We start from the raw sequence: 17,022 nt of genomic DNA, 5'->3' as shown, positions 1-17,022 counted from the left end.
TCGGGCTCGTGTACGCCTCAACGCCGGTAAGGTCCGGCCATGGGCGAGCAGCGAGGCGCAGGGTCGCTGCGCTGGTTCACCGAGTTCGGCCCCGAGCACTCGCATCGCTACGTCGAGCGCTTTCGCGCTCTGGCAGCCAGCGGCACCGACGTCGACGGCGAGGCCCGACTCGTCGACGCGCTGCTTCCCCGCGGCGCCCGGGTGCTCGACGGCGGTTGTGGCCCGGGACGGGTGGGTGCGGCGCTGGCCGCGCGCGGCCACGCGGTCACCGGGGTCGATGCCGATGGAGTGCTCATCGCCGCCGCGCAGGCCGATCACCCCGAGGCGCTGTGGATCGTCGAGGACCTCGCCGACTACGCGACCGACGAGCCGTACGACGCGGTGGTGCTGGCCGGCAACGTCCTGGTCTATGTGGCCCCCGGCACCGAGGCAACGGTCATCGCCGGACTGGTCGACTGCCTGGCGCCAGGCGGCGTGTTCGTCTGCGGATTCGCTACTGATCGCGAGTACACCGTCGCCGACCTCGACCACGACGCGGCGGCAACCGGGCTGGTGCTCGAGCACCGCTTCGCCACCTGGGACCTGCGCCCCTGGCATGCCGACGCCGGCTGGGCCGTCGGCATCTTCCGTAAGCCTCTTCAGGCCGCACCGGTTCATTGGGCGTCGTCGCCATACTCATCGAGCCCGTAGGCGACGTTGTCCGAGGTGCCGGCGACCTTCTCCTGGGCTGCAAGGCGTGCTGCGAGCAGCCGCTCGCGTGAGTAGACGCCCAGACCGCGCGGCGGATCCGGGATCGGTTGGTTTCGCAGCTGCGCCACCCGCACCTCCCATCGACTCACCTTTCTGACCCAATCGCGATGCTCGCGGCTGCGTCGGAACGTTTCCGGCGGTGCGGTAAGCCCGTAGATGTCGGCCCACCACTCCCCGAAGACCGGATCGAGAATGGTGTCGAGGTGAGCGGGGAACCGCCGCCCGGCAAGATCTCCCACGTCCTGCCATATCTGCAGCGGCAGCACGAGGTGACCATCGACATCGACCACGACCAAGCGATAGCCGGCGGTGTTGAGCAGTCGTTGCAGGACTGAAAGCGACGGAGTCGCCGAGCCTGCTTCGATTGAGCCAACCAGCGCGTTGCTGACCCCCGCATGCTTGGCTAGTTCACGTTGACTGAGGTCGGCCGTTCGCCGCACTCGGCGAATGATCTCCGACAGCAGGTAATCACCGATCTTGATGCCGCCGTCTGTGGACATGCGACGACCGTGCCCTACCCGTGCGACACGACGTGCTGAGTCGCTCGCCTGCTGTGGACGGCCAACGAATTGTCCACATCCAGTGCCTTCTCCTACCCCCAGGTGATACCAACTGCCCGCCTTTGCTCTGCTCAGTGACAGTGAGCGCGCGCGCAGTCCTAGTGAGCAGAGCAAAAGGGCCGGGGGGCGTTAGTCCTGGCGAGGTAGAAGCCCGGGTCGAGTCGAGTCGAACTCAGCGCGACGGGCGGGGGGTGGCGGGGTGTGCGCCGGCGGTGACGAGTTCGGCGACGGCCTGGCGCGGATCGGCGCCGGTCACGAGCGTCTCGCCGACGAGCACGGCGTCGGCGCCGCAGGCGGCGTACTCGATGAGGTCGATGGGTCCGCGGACTCCGGACTCGGCGATCTTGACCACGCTGCTCGGCAGGCCGGGAGCAATGCGCTCGAAGGTCGAGCGGTCGACCTCAAGGGTGCGCAGGTTGCGGGCGTTGACCCCGATGACCCGCGCGCCGGCGTCGAGCGCGCGGGAGGCCTCGTCCTCGGTGTGCACCTCGACGAGCGCGGTCATCCCGAGCGACTCGATCCGCTCACGCAGGCCGACCAGCACGTTCTGCTCGAGCGCGGCGACGATGAGCAGCACGACGTCGGTGCCGTGTGCCCGAGCCTCGTGCACCTGGTAGGAGCCGACAACGAAATCCTTGCGCAGCACGGGGATCTGCACCGCTGCGCGCACGGCGTCGAGATCTGCCAGCGAACCGCCGAAGCGGCGCTCCTCGGTCAGGACGCTGATCACCCGCGCCCCGCCGGCCTCGTACTGGCCGGCCAGCCGGGCCGGGTCGGTGATCGGAGCAAGCGCACCTTTTGACGGGCTGCGCCGCTTGACCTCCGCGATGACGCCGACACCTGGTGCGCGTAGCGCGACGTAGGCGTCGCGGGCAGGGCGAGCGGCGGCCGCCTGCTCGCGCACGACGGCGAGCGGAAGCGCGGCCTCGCGTCGCGCGACGTCCTCACGAACGCCTGCGACGATCTCGTCCAATACGGTCGCCACCGGATCGACCTCCTGTCGGCAGTGCATCGGCCGGTGTGCTCCAGTGAAGCGTATCCGCGGCGAGCCGACGTTCCTCCGTCGGGTGCGCCGCCTCAGCGTGAGGTCGGGTCCTCACCGCGATCGAGCGCGGTCCACAGCGACGCGGCCGCCTTCTGCGGATTTTCCTCTGCCCTGGCTCGTGCCGCGTCCGCTGCCAACGACCGGTTCTCGTAGCGCGTTGACATCGCGCCCCACCGGTGCCCGCGCCAGGTGATGAGCAGGCCGGCGAGCAGCACGAGCACGCCGCAGACGGCCACGAGCACCGGCCACACCACGTGCACGTCGATGTGCGGCGGGGCCGCGGCGTCACCGACCGTCCGATGCCGGTCCGCCACCAGCCGACGCGCCCGGCCGATGCCGATCGCGCCGAACGACTCGGAAGCCCGCCAGACAAGCCCGCCGCCGGCCAGCCCGATAACGGCACCTACCAAACGACGGGCTATGCCGCGGGTGGCGAGCACGGCCACTACGCCGGCCAGCGCGACGAGCGCCAGCGCGGTCGAGGCGGGGTCGACCGTGCGGCCGCTGACCTGCAGCACGTCGGCTCGGTTGGCCAGCGGCGTGGTGATCGTCTGCCACGAGCGGCCGCCGACGAGCAATGCCGCGGCGGCGGCCACGAGATCCAGCACCAGCGCGAGCGCGTACTCGGCGTGGCGCCGCCCCGGGCGTGCGGGCTTGGTCATGTGACCGTCCGCAGGGTCTCCGCCATTGCGATCGCCTGCAAGACCGCGCGCGCCTTGTTGCGGGTCTCCTGCTCCTCCTGCGCCGGGACGCTGTCGGCCACCACCCCGGCCGCAGCCTGCACGTAGGCCACGCCGTCGCGCATCACCGCGGTGCGGATGGCGATGGCCATGTCCAGGTCACCGGCGGCGTCCAAATAGCCGACCGCGCCGCCATAGACGTTGCGGCGGACCGGCTCGAGTTCCTCGATCAGCTCCATCGCCCGCACCTTCGGCGCGCCGGTGAGCGTTCCGGCCGGGAAGGTCGCCGTCAGTACGTCGAATGCGTCCTTGTCCTCGGCGACCTGCGCCTCAACCGTCGACACGATGTGCCACACGTGGCTGTAGCGCTCGACCGCGCCGAACTCGACGACCTGCACGGAGCCCGGCGACGACACCCGTCCCAAGTCGTTGCGAGCCAGGTCGACGAGCATGACGTGCTCGGCCTGCTCCTTCGGATCGCTGACCAGTTCCGCGGCCAGCGCGGCATCCTGTTCGGCGGTCTCCCCCCGGCGGCGGGTCCCTGCGATGGGATGCAGCACGGCGCGTCGTCCGCTGACCGACACCAGCGCCTCGGGGCTGCAACCGACGATGTCGACATCCTCGGTGCGCAGGAAGTACATGTATGGCGACGGGTTCAGCGTGCGCAGCACCCGGTAGACATCGAGCGGGTCGGCGTCGGTCTCGGCCACGAAGCGCTGCCCGACCTGAATCTGGAAGACCTCGCCGGCACGCACCGCCTCGAGCGCCGCCTCGACGGCCGGTTGGTATTGGCCTTCAGGCGTGCGCGACTGCGCCTCCTTCGGCGCCGTTGGCGAGATCGTGGCCACGGTAGGCGGAGTCGCGGTGGCAAGTGCGGACTGCATGACGTCCAGCCGTCCCACCGCGTCGGCGTAGGCGGTGTCCAACTCGACTGCACTCATCGCCGGGTGCAGCACCGCGTTGGCGATCAGGACGACAGAGCACTCGTGGTGGTCGACGGCGGCGAGGTCGGTGACGAGCAGCATCGTAAGGTCGGGCAGGCCCAGCTCGTCGACGGCCTTTTCGGGCAGCCGCTCGATGCTGCGCACGACGTCGTAGCCGAGGTAACCGACGAAGCCGCCGGTAAGGGGTGGCAGACCGGGTAACCGAGGCCCCTTCATCGCACGCCAGGCAACCCCCAACGCGGCAAGCGGGTCGCCTGAGGTCGGGACACCATCCGGCGCGGCTCCCTTCCAGGACGCCTCCCCGTCGACCACCGACAACGACGCAAGGGCGTTGACGCCCACAAACGACCAGCGCGAGAACGACGCGCCGGGTTCGGCCGACTCGAGCAGGAACGTGCCTGGTCGCCCCGCCGCGAGCTTGCGGTAGACCCCGACCGGCGTCTCGGCGTCGGCGAACAGGGTGCGGGTGATCGGGACCAGCCGGTGCGAGGTGGCCAGCCGGTCGAGGTCGGCCCGGTCGAGGGGCGCGGGGACGCCACCAGTGCTCATGAGAGCGTGTCGAGCCGGCCACCGGCGTCGAAGCAGCTGCGTTCACCGGTGTGGCAGGCCGGCCCGACCTGGTCGACGGTGATCAGCAGGGCATCGGCGTCACAGTCGAGCGCCACGGACTTGACGTGTTGGACGTGCCCGGAGGTGTCGCCCTTGACCCAGTACTCCTGCCGCGAGCGCGACCAGTAGGTGGCTCGGCCGGTGGTCAGGGTGCGGTGCAGTGCCTCGTCGTCCATCCAACCGACCATCAGCACCTCGCGAGTGTCGTGCTGCTGCACCACGGCGGCGACCAGCCCGGCGGCGTCACGCGTGAGCCGCCCAGCAATAGCCGGGTCGAGCAGGGAGGGAACACGGGCAGACATGCCACTGATTGTGCCGAACGACTTCTCATGTCGGAAAACAGCTGGCGACGGACGTCAAGAATGCGCGTCACCCGCCGATAACACCGGGGTCAGCGAGTCGCAGGCAAGGACCCGGTCACTCGGAGGACGGTCCACCATGGCACTTCACCGCAGGGTTTACGTGATAGGCCTGCTAGCGGCGTCGCTGACGGCCGCGCTCGTCCTGGTGGGTCTGATCATCATCACGTCCGCCAACACCCAGGCCAGTTCTTTGATCGCGAAGAACAGGCAGCTCGACGTCTTCGCGGATGCTCAGCGCAATCTTGTGTCGAGCCAGGTGCAGTTCGCCACCGCCCTTAGATATCCGCTCGGCAGCTCCACCCGCCGCGCCTACTTCGTACGAGCCTCTGCGCAACAACAGCTCGGGCTGAGTCAATGGAACCAGTTTCGGCGGTTGGCAGGGAAACGGGGCTCGTCGTCCGCTGCGGCCGTCAAATTGAACGGCGACCTGCGTGCGTTGCCCTACATCCAGCTCAAGTCGAAGCCAGTCTCGACGAACACGACCACCACGACGCCGACGTCGGTCGGCGCCAGCGCGTTGCTGGTGAACAACGACTTCAACGCCGTGCGTCTGGCGGAACGAGGTTGGTGGCGTGACCAGCTGGCCGCCCACCACGACGCCGCGCACCATGGGGTGCTGTGGATGATCATCGCTGGATTGATCGCGCTGCCCGGAGTGGTCATCTTGTTGGCCTCGCTCGCCCGGGCGGCCAGGATTCGGGACGCGGATCTCGAGGAACGCGACCGCGACCTGGCGCGGGTCGCACGATCCAACGAGTTCGAGGCTCGGCTGCAGCGAGCTCTCGAGCTGTCGCCCAGTGAGGATCGGGTGTACGCGGTCGTGGCGCAGGCGCTGGAAGAGATGGTGCCCGACCTCAGCGTGGAGATGCTGCTCGCCGACTCGAGTCGCGCGCACTTCCAGCAGCTAGTGACAACTGGGCCGCCGGCCCACAACTGCACGGTCGATTCCCCCACGGCCTGCCCGGCAGCGCAGCGTGGCGAGGTGATGACGTTCGAGTCGAGCCAGGCGCTGGACGCGTGCCCTTATCTGAAGCAGCAGGGTTCGCCCTGCTCGGCCGTCTGCGTTCCGGTCAGCGTCAGTGGACTGACGGTGGGTGTCGTGCACGCCGCCGGAGCGGAGCACGCCCCTCCCGACGCGCCGAAGCGGACTGCGCTCGAATTGATTTCTCGGCGGGCGTCGGACCGGATCGGCATGATGCGGGCATTCTCCGACTCAGAAGTGCAGGCCAGCACCGATCCGCTGACCGGGTTGTCGAACCGGCGCGCGCTGGAGAGTTCCATGCGTCGTCTGCAGCACACCGTCGATTCGTACGCGGTGGCCTTCGGCGACCTGGACCACTTCAAGATGGTCAACGACAAGTACGGTCACGGCGCCGGCGATCATGCCCTTCGCGTGTTCTCCCGCGTGCTGCGGGATCAGCTGCGCCCCGATGACATCTTCGGCCGGTACGGCGGAGAAGAGTTCCTCGTCGTGTTGCCGCACTGCGATGCCGAGGAAGCCGTACAGGTGCTCGAACGCGTCCGCGTGGCCCTGGGAGTCACCCTGGTCAGCGCTGACTGCCCGTCGTTCACGGTGAGTTTCGGGGTTGCCGTGCACTCGCAGGGCAGACCCTTCGAGGAGACGATCAGCATCGCCGACGGGGCCTTGCTCGACGCCAAGCGACAGGGCCGCGACCGGGTCGTGGTCGCTCAACCGGCCAGGTCCGACGTGGTGGACACCGACGACAACAACGCCCTGGAAGCGATGGCCGGCTGACGCTTCGGCGACACGCTCCTACTCGGCCGTGGACTGCGCCGCGGGCAGCGTGACAGTGACGGTGCTGCCGCCCTCGACGGTGCTGTCGAAGCGGACCGTCCCACCGTGGGCACGCACGATCGTGGCCACGATGGACAACCCCAGCCCGCTCCCACCGCGAGCGCGGGTTCGTGCCTTGTCGGCGCGCCAGAAGCGCTCGAACACATGCGAGGCGTCCTCGGGCGTCAGACCCGGGCCACCGTCGACGACCTGCACGGTGACGTTCGCGTCGTCGCCCCAGGCCCGGACGAGGATCGGTCGCTCGGGTGCGGTGTGCACGACCGCGTTGTTGACCAGGTTGCGGATGACGCGCACCAGCTGGTCGCGGTCACCGATGACCTGCGGTACGCCGTAGACCTGCATCTCGATCCGCCGCTCGGCGAAGGCCGCGCGCGAGCCGCGCACGCAGTCGTCGACGAGATCGGGCACATCGACGAGCTCGGTGCGCGTCGGGCGGTTGCTGCCGTCGGATTCGCCGCGGGCGAGCAGCAGCAGGTCCTCGACGAGTCTGGACATCCGCGTGCCCTCGGACTCGATGCGGTCGAGGTTGTCGTCGGAGGTGTCACCAGCGGCCCGCTGCATGCGCGCCAACTCGGCGTAGCCGCGGATGGAGGTCAATGGCGTGCGCAGCTCGTGCGAGGCGTCGGCCATGAACTGGCGCATCCGCGTCTCGCTCTCGATGCGGGCCGCGAACTGCGTCTCGACCGCTGCAAGCATCGTGTTGAACGACGTCGCCAGCTGCCCGACCTCGGTGTCGGGTTCGTCGTCGGGCACCCGCCGGTCGAGCCCCGCGCCCTCTGGTGAAAGCTCGGCCGCAACGCTTTGGGCGGTCACGGTGACGCGACGCAGGTGTCGCAGACTGAACCGGACCCCGTAGGAGGTCGCTATAACGGCGACCAGCACTGCTGCCCCACCAATGAGCAACTCGATCGCCAACAGTCGATGCAACGTTCGCGTGACCTCGCTGGTGGACAAGCCGGTGACCACAAACAGACCGTCGCGGCCCGACTGTCCCGCAGCGACCCGCAGTTGCACACCGTCCTGGTAGGTGGTCAACCACTGGTCAGGATTGGCGGCAAGACGGTCGAGCTGCCCAGAGTTAAGCTTCAGCCCCTTCAGGCCTCTCGCGTAATCGCTGCTGAAGGTATAGGTGCGGCCGACGACAGGATCAAAGGCGAGAACCCATTCCTGATCGATCTGCGGGCCGGCGTCGCAGCTGTAGGAACCAGTGCCGGTAGGACGGGCTGTCTGCACGCAACGATCAAAGAACGCGACGTTCTGCGTCGTCGTGGACGTCAACTGCTGATTGAACTTCGTGGTCAAAAAGAATTTCAGCGAAAAGTACGTCGCTCCGCTGAGTATGAATACGACGAGGAAGACGAGGCCCACGACGCCGGCGACCAGCTTCGCCGTCAGACTGCGTCGGCCGAGATGACCCACCCGGCGACGAGGGTCCATCTGTTCACCGGGCGGGGCCAGCTCGGCCAGACCCGGCAGGTGCACAGGCCGAGGACCGTCGACTGGAGCGACAGGATCGCCGCTCAGGAACTCGACGCGGCTCATGAACGGGTGCGCATGATCAGTTGCGAGGAGCCTTGATCACGTATCCGGCGCCGCGGATGGTGTGAATCAGCTTCGGCTCAACGCTGTCGATCTTTTTGCGCAGGTAGCCGATGTAGAGCTCGACGATGTTGGACTGACCCTGGAAGTCGTACTTCCACACCCGGTCGAGGATCTGTGTCTTGGACAGCACGACCCGCTCGTTGCGCATGAGGTAGCGCAGCAGCTCGAACTCGGTGGCGGTCAGGTGCACCTCTTCGCCGGCGCGGGTGACCTCATGGCTGTTCTCGTCGAGCTCGAGGTCGGCGACCTTCAATAGGCCCTCGCGGCCGCTGTCGGGCGTCGAGCGACGCAGCACGGCATGCACCCGGGCGAGCAGTTCCTCGATGCTGAACGGCTTGATGACGTAATCGTCGGCACCGGCGCGCAGCCCCACGATTCGGTCGCTGGCCGCGTCGCGGGCGGTCAGGAAGATGACCGGCACCTGCGAGCCCGCGGCACGCAGGTTCTGCAGCACCCCGAGGCCGTCCAGGCCGGGCATCATCACGTCCAGGACGATCAGGTCGGGATCGGTCTCGGCCACGCGGGCCAGGGCAGACGTCCCGCTGTCGGCGGTGACGGTCTCGAAACCGTCGAAGCGCAGGGCCGAGGAGACAAGGTGCGTCACGTTGTCCTCGTCGTCCACGACCAGGACGCGCCGCTTGGTGTTCGTCGACGCCACGGTGGCTGCGCTCATCTCGGTTCTCCTCGGTGCACTCATGGCTTCGCGGCGCGGACGCCGAAAGCACGGGAAAGGCTGTGCCCATCCTGAGTGTGGCAGCTGGGCTAACCATGGGAGCTACCTGTGAGCAGCATAGGCGCGCTCGACAATCAGCGCGCGGTCGAGTACCCCGTGACAGTGTCGTCGTGCTCGCCCAGCCCGACCTTGCCGTATCCGACGTGCACCAGTCGCGGCGCGCGCCGCTCGACGTGGCGCCACGCGGCCGGCGCGAAGGCCAGCACGAGCGCAACCACAGCGGCCAGGATCAGCAGCACCGAGACTGCGGGCCCGCCCTTGGTCCCGTCGATCAGGAAGTAGCAGCCGGCAGCGGCCACCGCGACCTGCAACACTGCGAAAGGCCAACGGCGTGAGCCGTTGACGAACCAGATGATGGCGACGAGCAGGGCGATGAACAGCACGCCCGTGACGCATCCGGCGATGACCTCGCCGCCCTGGGTGGTGGTGATGTCCGGCGGGTGGACCGGGTGGATCAGCCCGTGGCCGAGGAACAACAGGGTGTAGACGGCGAGGAACGGCAGCGGAGCGGTGCCGATGGAGACCGCGCCGGTGACCAATCCGGGCGTGGGACGGTCGTCGTCGGCTGCCGAGTACTCCCTCACTGGTCGCACTCCCTCACTAGTCTCGGGTCATGCCACAGCATGCCGCCTCCGAACGCCACGCGCTCGCCGAGACTTTGCGCCGAGCCGGCCCCCAGGCCCCGACGTTGTGCGGCGAGTGGACCACCGCCCAGCTCGCCGCCCATCTGGTGCTGCGGGAGCGCTCGATCGTCGAGGTCGGTGGCCGGTTCCCCGTCGCGGCCCTGCAGCGACGCGCGCAACAAGTCGTCGATGACCTGGCGGCAACCTCCTACCCCGAGCTGGTTGACCTCGTCGATCACGGCCCGACGTGGCGCGAGGTGCGCGGCCCGGTGCCGGTGGCCTGGTTCTGGTCCGTGCCTGCGGTTTCCGAACTGGCCAATCTGCTCGAGTACCTCGTCCACCATGAGGACGTGCGTCGGGCGCAGCCGGACTGGACGCCGCGCACGCTGCCGGCCGACTTCGAGGCTATGGTCTGGAAGCGGCTGCACCTGCTGGCGCGGGTGACGCTGCGCGCCGTTCCGGTGGGGCTCGTGCTGCGGTGGCCGGCGCACGGCGAGCTCATCACGCGCCGGGCGAAGAAGGACGGCGCGGCGGTGACGATCACCGGCGACCCGGTCGAGCTGGCCCTGTTCGGGTTCGGGCGGCTGCCGCAGGCGCTCGTCCAGTGGGACGGGGCCGAGGCCGACCAGGAGGCCGTTCGCTCGGCAGACATCTCGCTGTAGGCATCTCGCTGCAGGCGCGGTCAGCGCACCGGCAACCCGTGCGCGCGCAGGTCGGCCTTGACCTCGCCGACAGTGCAGTCGCCGAAGTGGAAGACGCTTGCGGCCAGCACCGCGTCGGCGCCGGCCTCGAGTGCAGGCGCGAAGTGCGCGACCGCGCCGGCCCCGCCGCTGGCGATCACCGGCACCTGGACGACCGCGCGTACCAGGGCGATGAGCTCGAGGTCGAAGCCGTCCTTCGTGCCGTCGGCGTCCATCGAGTTCAGCAGGATCTCGCCCGCCCCCAGCTCGGCCGCCCGCTGCACCCACTCCACCGCGTCGATCCCGGTGCCGCGGCGACCGCCATGGGTGGTGACCTCGAACCCGCTGGCCGTCGACTCGCCGCCGGGTCGGACGCGCCGCGCGTCGGCCGAGAGCACCAGCACCTGGTTGCCGAAGCGCTGCGCGATCTCGGCGATGAGCTGTGGACGGGCTATCGCCGCGGTGTTGACGCCCACCTTGTCGGCACCCGCGCGCAGCAACGCGTCGACGTCCTCGACGGTGCGCACTCCCCCGCCGACGGTCAGCGGGATGAACACCTGGTCGGCGGTGCGGCGCACCACGTCGTACGTCGTCTCTCGACCTGACGATGAAGCGCTGATGTCCAGGAACGTCAGCTCGTCGGCACCCTGCGCGTCGTAGCGACGGGCCAACTCGACGGGATCCCCCGCGTCGCGCAACCCCAGGAAGTTCACACCCTTGACCACGCGGCCCGAGTCGACGTCCAGGCAGGGGATGACACGGACCGCCAAACCTCCGGTGCCCGCATCACTCACGCCGCCAGTCTGCCAAGCACCGTGGCGGTGCCGGTTTCGGCGTGGTCGGCCGGCCGACCACGTGCTAACGCACGGGCCGGTCAGCGGCGGTGGGCCGCACGCGGTGCCCGTCCGACGAACAGCAGCACCAGGCCCAGCAGGAAGACGGCGATGCCGATCCACAGCGTCGGCCGCAACGGAGTAGCCGTGCCGGTCGAGGCCAGGCCGTCTGCGCCGCTCGACGTCGACGCGCTGGCCACCGCGCTGCTGGCCAAGACTCCACCGCTGGCGGGATCGCTCGCCGATGCGCTGGTGGCCGCCACGCTGCTGGCCGGCGCAGACGTCGACACCGGCGCAGACGTCGACACCGGCGCAGACGTCGACACGGGGGCGGAGGACGACGTCACCGTCGACGAGGACGGCGGCACCGGCACGACCGGCGGGACCGGCGGCACCACGACGACCGCGGTGTTCGTGAGAGCCACGGTCAGCACGTTGCCATTTCGGGCGATGAACGGGATGGGTTGCGGCGACGCCGGCGTGAAGGCTGCGGTGTACCCGTCGACCGGCGTCTCGACGTAGCTGTACTGGCACGAGGTGTTGCCGACCTGATCGGTGAAGATGTACAGGTCGCTGCTCGTGGCCGAACCGTTGTTGGGCACGCTGACCGTCTGCGACACCGGGGCCCCGGTGTCCGGGTCGGCGCACGTGGAACTGATGGTCACCGACCAGGTCGCGGGGGCGGTGGACGAACCCGTCGTCGTCTCGTTGAACGTGATGGTGCCGGTCGGGCAGCCGGCCGTGCTGAGTACGCCGACGAACGCGAAGGCCGCTTGCCCGCTGCACTGCGGGGTGGCCTCGCCGACCGTGCTATCGCTACCGGAACTGAGCCCGCTGAAGATCAGGACGGCGCCGAGCAGCATGCACAGGATGGCACCGACGCGTTGTTTCATGTGTTGGACTCCGACTCGTGAATGGCCTGTCCGCAGGACCGGGGCGGCCCGTATGCTAGCGCAATGTCGCAGCCCCTCGGGACTCGGAATCTGGTGAGCCGGAATCTGGTGAGCCGACGGCTCGACGGGTGGCTCGTCGGATGGCTTGCCGTGATCGTCTGGTTCGCCGTCGTTCTCGCCGACCACGCCGGGCTCAGGTTGGGTTCGGGCCTCGCCGCGGCCGTCTACTGGGTGGGCGCGGTCGTGTCCGCATCGCACTTCGGGCTGTCGTACCACCTGGCCTACTCCGACGGCCTGCCCGCGCTGCGCCGGCGGCCCGTCGCGCTCGTTCTCGGCCCGGCGCTGCTGGTGGTCGTGCTGGCGTCGATCGTCGGAATCTCGCTGGCCGTAGGTCCGACGTCGGCCGCCCGCGTCACGAGCGCGCTCATCACCTCGGTCTACCTGATGACGGCGTGGCACTACGTCAAGCAGGTCTACGGCATCGGGCGGGTGGGCGCGGCCTTCCGTGGCGTGCGCCTGACGCCCACGCACGTCCGCGTGCTGCGCTACGGCCTGTACCCGCTGTGCTTCATCGGCGCCGCTCAGGTGCTCGTGATCGGGCGCAACTACCGGCTGGCCGGCTACCAGGTGGGGTTCGGGGTGCTGCCCTACGAGGTCCTGCCTTGGCTGCGTGGGCTCGCGGCGTTGGCGGCGATCGGTGTCGGCGTCACCTTCGTCGCGCTGCGTCGCAGTTCCGGTGCGTGGCCGCCGGCGCTGCTCGTCGCGCCCTACGCCGCGGCGTTCCTGTGGCTCGGCCTGGCGCCCAGCCCGGTGTGGACGATCCTGCTGCTGGCCCCGTTCCACGCGCTGCAGTACCTGGCCGTCGGGCACCGCGCCGAACTGGCCGTCGCGGCCGGTCGCCCCGGGACGCACGGCGCCGCCTGGTGGCTCAACGTGTTCGGCGGCGCGGCCTGCGGCGGGCTGCTGGTGTCGCGGTGGCTGCCGCAGTCGCTCGACGCCCACGTGGACCGCGCCGGACCGCTGCTGTTCGCCGCTGCGTTCTTCGTCTTCCTCAACCTGCATCACTACCTGATCGATGCGGTGATCTGGCGCTCGTCGGGGGAGCTCGTTCGAGCCATCGTGCGCCGACCGGGCAGCGCTGCACCGGCAGCGCCGGCCACACCCTCGGGGCAGCCCGTCGCTGGGCTGCTCACCAGCTGAGTCCAGCTCCGGGCTCGGCACCGTCAGTTGGCGATCGCCAGCCCCACCGCGAGCAACAGCGCGAACGCCAGCGTCAGCTGGCCGGTCGCCCGCAGGGTCGGGACGAGCGCGGGACCGGACGCCCCGGAGTGGACGGGACTGATCGCACCCAGGGCGAGCGGCGCCGCGGCCCAGGCGATGAGCGGTGGTCCGTGGTCGCGGATGGCGAGCACCCCCGCGAGCGCGAACGGGATCACGACAAGCGCCTCGTAGAGCAGGCGGGTACGGCCGTCGCCGAGCAGCACGGCCAACGTGCGCTTGTGCGCGCGCACGTCACCCGGAATGTCGCGCAGGTTGTTGGCGACGAGCAGCGCGCAAGCGAGGATACCAATGGGTATGGCGGTCAGTACGGCCGTGGCGGTAACCCGTTGCGTTTGGACGTACGCGGTGCCACCCACCGCGACCAGGCCGAAAAACACGAAGACCGAGACCTCGCCCAGCGCCCGGTACCCGTACGGCTTGGCGCCGCCGGTGTATCCCCACGCGGCCGCGATGGCCAGGGCCCCGACGACGACCAGCCACCAGCTCGACAGCGCCGCGAGCGCAAGGCCGGCCGTCGCGGCAACCGCGAAGCAGACAAGGGCAGCGATCAACACGGCACGCGGGCGCGCAGCGCCCGATCCGACAAGCCGCTGCGGTCCGACCCGGTCGGTGTCGGTGCCGCGGACGCCGTCGCTGTAGTCGTTGGCGTAGTTGACGCCGATCTGCAGGGCGAGCGACACGGCGAGCGCGAGCGCGGCGCGCCCCCACCGGACGTCACCGTCGTGCGCGGCCACGCCGGTGCCCGCGACCACCGGCGCCACGGCCATGAACAGGGTCCGCGGGCGGGCGCCCTCGAGCCACTCGGCTGTGGTGGCCACCAGGTCAGCGCACCGCGGCGAGGGCCTCGGGCAGCGTGAACGCCCCGGCGTACAAGGCTTTGCCCACGATCGCGCCCTCCACGCCGTCGGCGCTCAGAGCGGCGATCGCGCGCAGGTCGTCCAGCGACGACACTCCCCCGCTCGCCACCACGGGCTTATCGGTGCGCGCGCACACGTCGCGCAGCAACTGCAGGTTCGGTCCGGTCAGCGTGCCGTCCTTGTGTACGTCGGTGACGACATACCGGGCGCAGCCATCGGCGTCGAGCCGGGCAAGCGTGTCCCAGATGTCGCCGCCCTCCTGCGTCCACCCGCGAGCGGCGAGCGTCGTGCCGCGGACGTCGAGCCCCACCGCGATCTTGTCGGCGTGCTTCGCAATGGCCGAGCGCACCCAGTCCGGGGACTCGAGCGCAGCCGTGCCCAGGTTGACGCGGGCCGCGCCGGTGGCCAGCGCGGCCTCGAGCGAGGCGTCGTCGCGGATGCCGCCCGACAGCTCGACGGCGACGTCGAGCTGCCTGACGACGCCGGCGAGCAGCTCGCGGTTGTCACCCCGGCCGAAGGCGGCGTCGAGGTCGACGAGGTGGATCCACTCGGCGCCGTCGCGCTGCCAGGTCAGCGCCGCGTCGAGCGGATCGCCGTATGAGGTCTCGCTGCCCGCCGCCCCCTGCACGAGTCGTACTGCGGCGCCGTTCGCCACGTCGACGGCGGGCAGAAGGACGAGCGGGCTCATGACTGGCTCCGATTCAGGACAAGGTAGACGGGCGCGGCGATCACGCAGACGAGGGCCGCTCCCAGAGTGGCCGACCACGAGCGGGTGACCACGAAGACCGTGAGCAGTACGACCAGGACCAGGATGCCGAGCACCCCGAACCGCTCGCGCTGCCGGGTACCGGGATGGTGTTGCCAGAGCCGAAGGCGCCGCCAGAGCAAGGCCCGACGTTCGCGACGCGCGGCGGCCGTCGAACGGCGGGCGGCAGCGGCTCGGTCGGCCGCCGCGCGAGCGGTGGCCGCGGCCTCGCGCTCAGCCCGCGCGGTTTGCCGCGCCTTACTCACAGCTTCACTCCGTTCGGCTCTGCCAAGGAGCGTCGTTCACTAGGCTGCCTTCCGCCGGTACTGCCGCTGCCCCGAACTATCTCACGCGGGCCCGCCGAGAGGACGCTGACCATGGTCGACCGCGACCGTCTCACCGAGCTGGCCACCCGCGAGCAAGCGCGCTTCCGCGCCGAGCATCCGCGCTCCGAGCAGGCGTTCGCCCGGGGCGCGCACCTGTTCGGCCGCGTGCCGATGACCTGGATGAACAAGACCGCGGGCGCGTTCCCGCTGTACCTGAACACCGCGCACGACGCCACGGTCACCGACATCGACGGCCGGCAGTACGACGACTTCGCGCTCGGAGACACCGCAGCCATGGCCGGGCACTCCCCCGCGCCCGTCGTCGCCGCCGTCACCCGACGGCTGGGCGAGCTCGGCGGTGCCACGGCGATGATGCCGACCGAGGACGCCGAGTGGGTGGGTGCAGAACTCACCCGTCGATTCGGTCTAACCCGCTGGAGCTTCTCGCTCACCGCCACGGACGCCAACCGCTGGGCGATCCGCATCGTGCGGGCGGTTACCGGCCGTCCCAAGATCCTCGTCAACAGCTACTGCTATCACGGCAGCGTCGACGAGTCGTTGATCGTCGTCGGTCCGGACGGCGAGGGCATGAGCCGCGAGGGCAACGTCGGCGCGCCCTGCGACGTCACCGCCACCAGCCGGGTCGCGGAATTCAACGACCTCGACGGCCTCGAGCGCCAGCTCGCCTACGGCGACGTCGCGGCGGTGCTCATGGAGCCCGCGCTCACCAACGTCGGGATTGTCCTGCCCGAGCCCGGTTACCTCGACGGCGTCTGGGACTCGACCCGCCGACACGGCACGCTGCTGATCATCGACGAGACACACACCTTCTCAGCCGGTCCCGGTGGCTGCTGCCGCGAGTGGGACCTCGAGCCGGACCTCGTGGTCATCGGCAAGGCCATCGGCGGTGGCATCCCGGCCGGCGCCTACGGCATGTCCGCCGAGTTCGCCGACCGCGCCCTGGGCCGTGCCGACCTCGACCTCGTTGACATGGGCGGCGTCGGCGGCACGATGGCCGGCAGCGCGCTGTCCGTGGCGGCGATGCGCGCGACGCTCGAGCACGTCCTTACCGATGACGCCTTCACGACGATGATCGCGCTCGCCACCCGGTACGCCGACGGCATCTCAGCGGCCTTCGCCGAGCACCGCGCGCCGTGGTCGGTGAGCCGGCTGGGCGCCCGCACTGAATACCGCTTCCGACCGCAGGCACCGCGCACCGGTACCGAGTCGCACAGGGCCGCGGACGAGCAGCTCGACGACTTCGTCCACCTGTACCTCGCCAACCGCGGCGTGCTGATGACGCCGTTCCAGGCCATGGCCCTGATGAGTCCGGTGACGACGGTCGAGCAGGCCGACCACTGCGTGGCCGTGACGTCGGAAGCGGTCGGCGAGCTGCTGGCCTGAACGGTCGCTGCGATGACAGCGCGGCGACCACGCAAGACGCCAAGTCTGCGCGGCGCTTATCACCGCGGGAGCGTGGAACGCTGTCCACTCGTCCAGTTTGCCCCAGCGAGGTCGACCGCCGCGCGGCATGACCAGATGGCCGCAGCGCACGCTATCTGCGGCATGAGAGCGCGTGGGTTTTCGCGAACGCTTCGTGCTGCCGCGAAGAGAGCGCACCTGCGTGAGTGAGTAGCTCTACTCAGGCTGAGCGCACGGCTGCGAACCAGTCTTGAGGCATGT

Annotated in this window: 19 protein-coding genes; 6 read left to right on the top strand and 13 right to left on the bottom strand. The window is 69.7% G+C overall.

All coding sequences use genetic code 11. The features are described from left to right. The first annotated feature begins 39 nt into the window (after positions 1-39). Positions 40-690, top strand: coding sequence for a class I SAM-dependent methyltransferase (locus tag ACFFC4_RS18035; protein ID WP_375503411.1), 651 nt, complete (start codon positions 40-42; stop codon positions 688-690). On the opposite strand, the gene ACFFC4_RS18030 is transcribed toward ACFFC4_RS18035, so the two are convergent. The 5 genes from ACFFC4_RS18030 to hisI form a co-directional block, all read right to left on the bottom strand. Then, complete coding sequence (locus ACFFC4_RS18030) at positions 654-1,250, bottom strand: multiprotein-bridging factor 1 family protein (protein ID WP_375503409.1); 597 nt, start codon at positions 1,248-1,250, stop codon at positions 654-656. The genes ACFFC4_RS18035 and ACFFC4_RS18030 overlap by 37 nt on opposite strands. A gap of 232 nt (positions 1,251-1,482) precedes the next feature. Then, complete coding sequence (gene trpC, locus ACFFC4_RS18025) at positions 1,483-2,322, bottom strand: indole-3-glycerol phosphate synthase TrpC (RefSeq protein WP_375503407.1); 840 nt, start codon at positions 2,320-2,322, stop codon at positions 1,483-1,485. Positions 2,323-2,387: 65 nt separating this feature from the next. Further along, on the bottom strand, positions 2,388-3,017 hold the full coding sequence (locus ACFFC4_RS18020) for a Trp biosynthesis-associated membrane protein (RefSeq protein WP_375503405.1): 630 nt from the start codon (positions 3,015-3,017) through the stop codon (positions 2,388-2,390). Continuing rightward, on the bottom strand, positions 3,014-4,528 hold the full coding sequence (locus tag ACFFC4_RS18015; RefSeq protein WP_375503403.1) for an anthranilate synthase component I: 1,515 nt from the start codon (positions 4,526-4,528) through the stop codon (positions 3,014-3,016). Before ACFFC4_RS18015 ends, ACFFC4_RS18020 begins: the two co-directional genes overlap by 4 nt. Then, positions 4,525-4,890 carry a phosphoribosyl-AMP cyclohydrolase gene (gene hisI, locus ACFFC4_RS18010; protein ID WP_375503401.1) on the bottom strand — a complete coding sequence of 122 codons (366 nt, stop codon included), beginning with the start codon at positions 4,888-4,890 and terminating at the stop codon, positions 4,525-4,527. The genes ACFFC4_RS18015 and hisI overlap by 4 nt, the downstream gene beginning before the upstream one ends. Positions 4,891-5,026: 136 nt before the next feature. Here hisI and ACFFC4_RS18005 point away from each other — a divergent pair, with 136 nt between their 5' ends. Next, entirely contained in the window at positions 5,027-6,706 is a 1,680-nt protein-coding gene (locus ACFFC4_RS18005) for a diguanylate cyclase (RefSeq protein ID WP_375503399.1), read from the top strand. 18 nt (positions 6,707-6,724) lie between these two features. Here the strand turns inward: ACFFC4_RS18005 and ACFFC4_RS18000 are convergent, their stop codons facing one another. Next, the gene (locus ACFFC4_RS18000) at positions 6,725-7,780 is read right to left on the bottom strand and encodes a sensor histidine kinase (RefSeq protein WP_375503397.1); all 1,056 of its coding nucleotides are present in this window, start codon (positions 7,778-7,780) and stop codon (positions 6,725-6,727) included. On the opposite strand from ACFFC4_RS18000, the gene ACFFC4_RS17995 reads away from it, so the two are divergent. Beyond that, positions 7,775-8,344 carry a hypothetical protein gene (locus ACFFC4_RS17995; RefSeq protein ID WP_375503395.1) on the top strand — a complete coding sequence of 190 codons (570 nt, stop codon included), beginning with the start codon at positions 7,775-7,777 and terminating at the stop codon, positions 8,342-8,344. The two genes, ACFFC4_RS18000 and ACFFC4_RS17995, sit on opposite strands and share 6 nt — an antisense overlap. On the opposite strand, the gene ACFFC4_RS17990 is transcribed toward ACFFC4_RS17995, so the two are convergent. Both ACFFC4_RS17990 and ACFFC4_RS17985 read right to left on the bottom strand, forming a co-directional pair. Next, on the bottom strand, positions 8,325-9,041 hold the full coding sequence (locus ACFFC4_RS17990; RefSeq protein WP_375503393.1) for a response regulator transcription factor: 717 nt from the start codon (positions 9,039-9,041) through the stop codon (positions 8,325-8,327). The genes ACFFC4_RS17995 and ACFFC4_RS17990 overlap by 20 nt on opposite strands. A 134-nt stretch (positions 9,042-9,175) precedes the next feature. Then, the gene (locus ACFFC4_RS17985) at positions 9,176-9,685 is read right to left on the bottom strand and encodes a hypothetical protein (RefSeq protein ID WP_375503391.1); all 510 of its coding nucleotides are present in this window, start codon (positions 9,683-9,685) and stop codon (positions 9,176-9,178) included. Between the two features lie 29 nt (positions 9,686-9,714). On the opposite strand from ACFFC4_RS17985, the gene ACFFC4_RS17980 reads away from it, so the two are divergent. Next, entirely contained in the window at positions 9,715-10,386 is a 672-nt protein-coding gene (locus tag ACFFC4_RS17980; RefSeq protein ID WP_375503389.1) for a TIGR03085 family metal-binding protein, read from the top strand. Between the two features lie 20 nt (positions 10,387-10,406). Here the strand turns inward: ACFFC4_RS17980 and hisF are convergent, their stop codons facing one another. Together hisF and ACFFC4_RS17970 are read right to left on the bottom strand one after the other, a co-directional pair. After that, positions 10,407-11,174, bottom strand: a complete 768-nt coding sequence (gene hisF / locus ACFFC4_RS17975) for an imidazole glycerol phosphate synthase subunit HisF (protein ID WP_375503475.1) — start codon at positions 11,172-11,174, stop codon at positions 10,407-10,409. Positions 11,175-11,278: 104 nt separating this feature from the next. Further along, positions 11,279-12,130 (bottom strand): hypothetical protein, encoded by an 852-nt coding sequence (locus ACFFC4_RS17970; protein ID WP_375503387.1) that lies wholly within the window; start codon positions 12,128-12,130, stop codon positions 11,279-11,281. A gap of 63 nt (positions 12,131-12,193) precedes the next feature. Here ACFFC4_RS17970 and ACFFC4_RS17965 point away from each other — a divergent pair, with 63 nt between their 5' ends. Further along, positions 12,194-13,330, top strand: a complete 1,137-nt coding sequence (locus ACFFC4_RS17965; protein WP_375503385.1) for a hypothetical protein — start codon at positions 12,194-12,196, stop codon at positions 13,328-13,330. Between the two features lie 23 nt (positions 13,331-13,353). Here the strand turns inward: ACFFC4_RS17965 and ACFFC4_RS17960 are convergent, their stop codons facing one another. From ACFFC4_RS17960 to ACFFC4_RS17950, 3 genes are read right to left on the bottom strand one after another with little or no spacing between them, the layout of a single operon-like run. Continuing rightward, a complete protein-coding gene (locus tag ACFFC4_RS17960) occupies positions 13,354-14,229 on the bottom strand; it encodes a 1,4-dihydroxy-2-naphthoate polyprenyltransferase (protein WP_375503383.1) in 876 nt (291 codons plus the stop codon). A 4-nt stretch (positions 14,230-14,233) separates the two neighbouring features. Then, the gene (gene priA, locus ACFFC4_RS17955; RefSeq protein ID WP_375503381.1) at positions 14,234-14,956 is read right to left on the bottom strand and encodes a bifunctional 1-(5-phosphoribosyl)-5-((5-phosphoribosylamino)methylideneamino)imidazole-4-carboxamide isomerase/phosphoribosylanthranilate isomerase PriA; all 723 of its coding nucleotides are present in this window, start codon (positions 14,954-14,956) and stop codon (positions 14,234-14,236) included. Next, positions 14,953-15,279, bottom strand: coding sequence for a hypothetical protein (locus tag ACFFC4_RS17950; RefSeq protein WP_375503379.1), 327 nt, complete (start codon positions 15,277-15,279; stop codon positions 14,953-14,955). Before ACFFC4_RS17950 ends, priA begins: the two co-directional genes overlap by 4 nt. Before the next feature lie 111 nt (positions 15,280-15,390). On the opposite strand from ACFFC4_RS17950, the gene ACFFC4_RS17945 reads away from it, so the two are divergent. Next, a complete protein-coding gene (locus ACFFC4_RS17945) occupies positions 15,391-16,743 on the top strand; it encodes a transaminase (protein WP_375503377.1) in 1,353 nt (450 codons plus the stop codon). Positions 16,744-17,022 lie beyond the last annotated feature (279 nt).

It is taken from the genome of uncultured Jatrophihabitans sp., assembly GCF_964244045.1.
Taxonomy (GTDB): domain Bacteria; phylum Actinomycetota; class Actinomycetes; order Mycobacteriales; family Jatrophihabitantaceae; genus Jatrophihabitans.
Note: the sequence above shows the minus strand (reverse complement) of the source record. Positions and strands in the feature narration are given on the sequence as shown.

What these genes read in the sequence shown, in the direction of transcription:
- ACFFC4_RS17945 (WP_375503377.1), top strand. Translation starts at nt 15,391, where the DNA reads ATGGTCGACCGCGACCGTCTCACCGAGCTGGCCACCCGCGAGCAAGCG.
- hisI (WP_375503401.1), bottom strand. Translation starts at nt 4,890, where the DNA reads ATGTCTGCCCGTGTTCCCTCCCTGCTCGACCCGGCTATTGCTGGGCGG.
- ACFFC4_RS17990 (WP_375503393.1), bottom strand. Translation starts at nt 9,041, where the DNA reads ATGAGCGCAGCCACCGTGGCGTCGACGAACACCAAGCGGCGCGTCCTG.
- ACFFC4_RS18035 (WP_375503411.1), top strand. Translation starts at nt 40, where the DNA reads ATGGGCGAGCAGCGAGGCGCAGGGTCGCTGCGCTGGTTCACCGAGTTC.
- ACFFC4_RS18020 (WP_375503405.1), bottom strand. Translation starts at nt 3,017, where the DNA reads ATGACCAAGCCCGCACGCCCGGGGCGGCGCCACGCCGAGTACGCGCTC.
- ACFFC4_RS17980 (WP_375503389.1), top strand. Translation starts at nt 9,715, where the DNA reads ATGCCACAGCATGCCGCCTCCGAACGCCACGCGCTCGCCGAGACTTTG.
- ACFFC4_RS18030 (WP_375503409.1), bottom strand. Translation starts at nt 1,250, where the DNA reads ATGTCCACAGACGGCGGCATCAAGATCGGTGATTACCTGCTGTCGGAG.
- ACFFC4_RS17965 (WP_375503385.1), top strand. Translation starts at nt 12,194, where the DNA reads ATGTCGCAGCCCCTCGGGACTCGGAATCTGGTGAGCCGGAATCTGGTG.
- ACFFC4_RS18015 (WP_375503403.1), bottom strand. Translation starts at nt 4,528, where the DNA reads ATGAGCACTGGTGGCGTCCCCGCGCCCCTCGACCGGGCCGACCTCGAC.
- ACFFC4_RS18005 (WP_375503399.1), top strand. Translation starts at nt 5,027, where the DNA reads ATGGCACTTCACCGCAGGGTTTACGTGATAGGCCTGCTAGCGGCGTCG.
- ACFFC4_RS17970 (WP_375503387.1), bottom strand. Translation starts at nt 12,130, where the DNA reads ATGAAACAACGCGTCGGTGCCATCCTGTGCATGCTGCTCGGCGCCGTC.
- trpC (WP_375503407.1), bottom strand. Translation starts at nt 2,322, where the DNA reads ATGCACTGCCGACAGGAGGTCGATCCGGTGGCGACCGTATTGGACGAG.
- priA (WP_375503381.1), bottom strand. Translation starts at nt 14,956, where the DNA reads ATGAGCCCGCTCGTCCTTCTGCCCGCCGTCGACGTGGCGAACGGCGCC.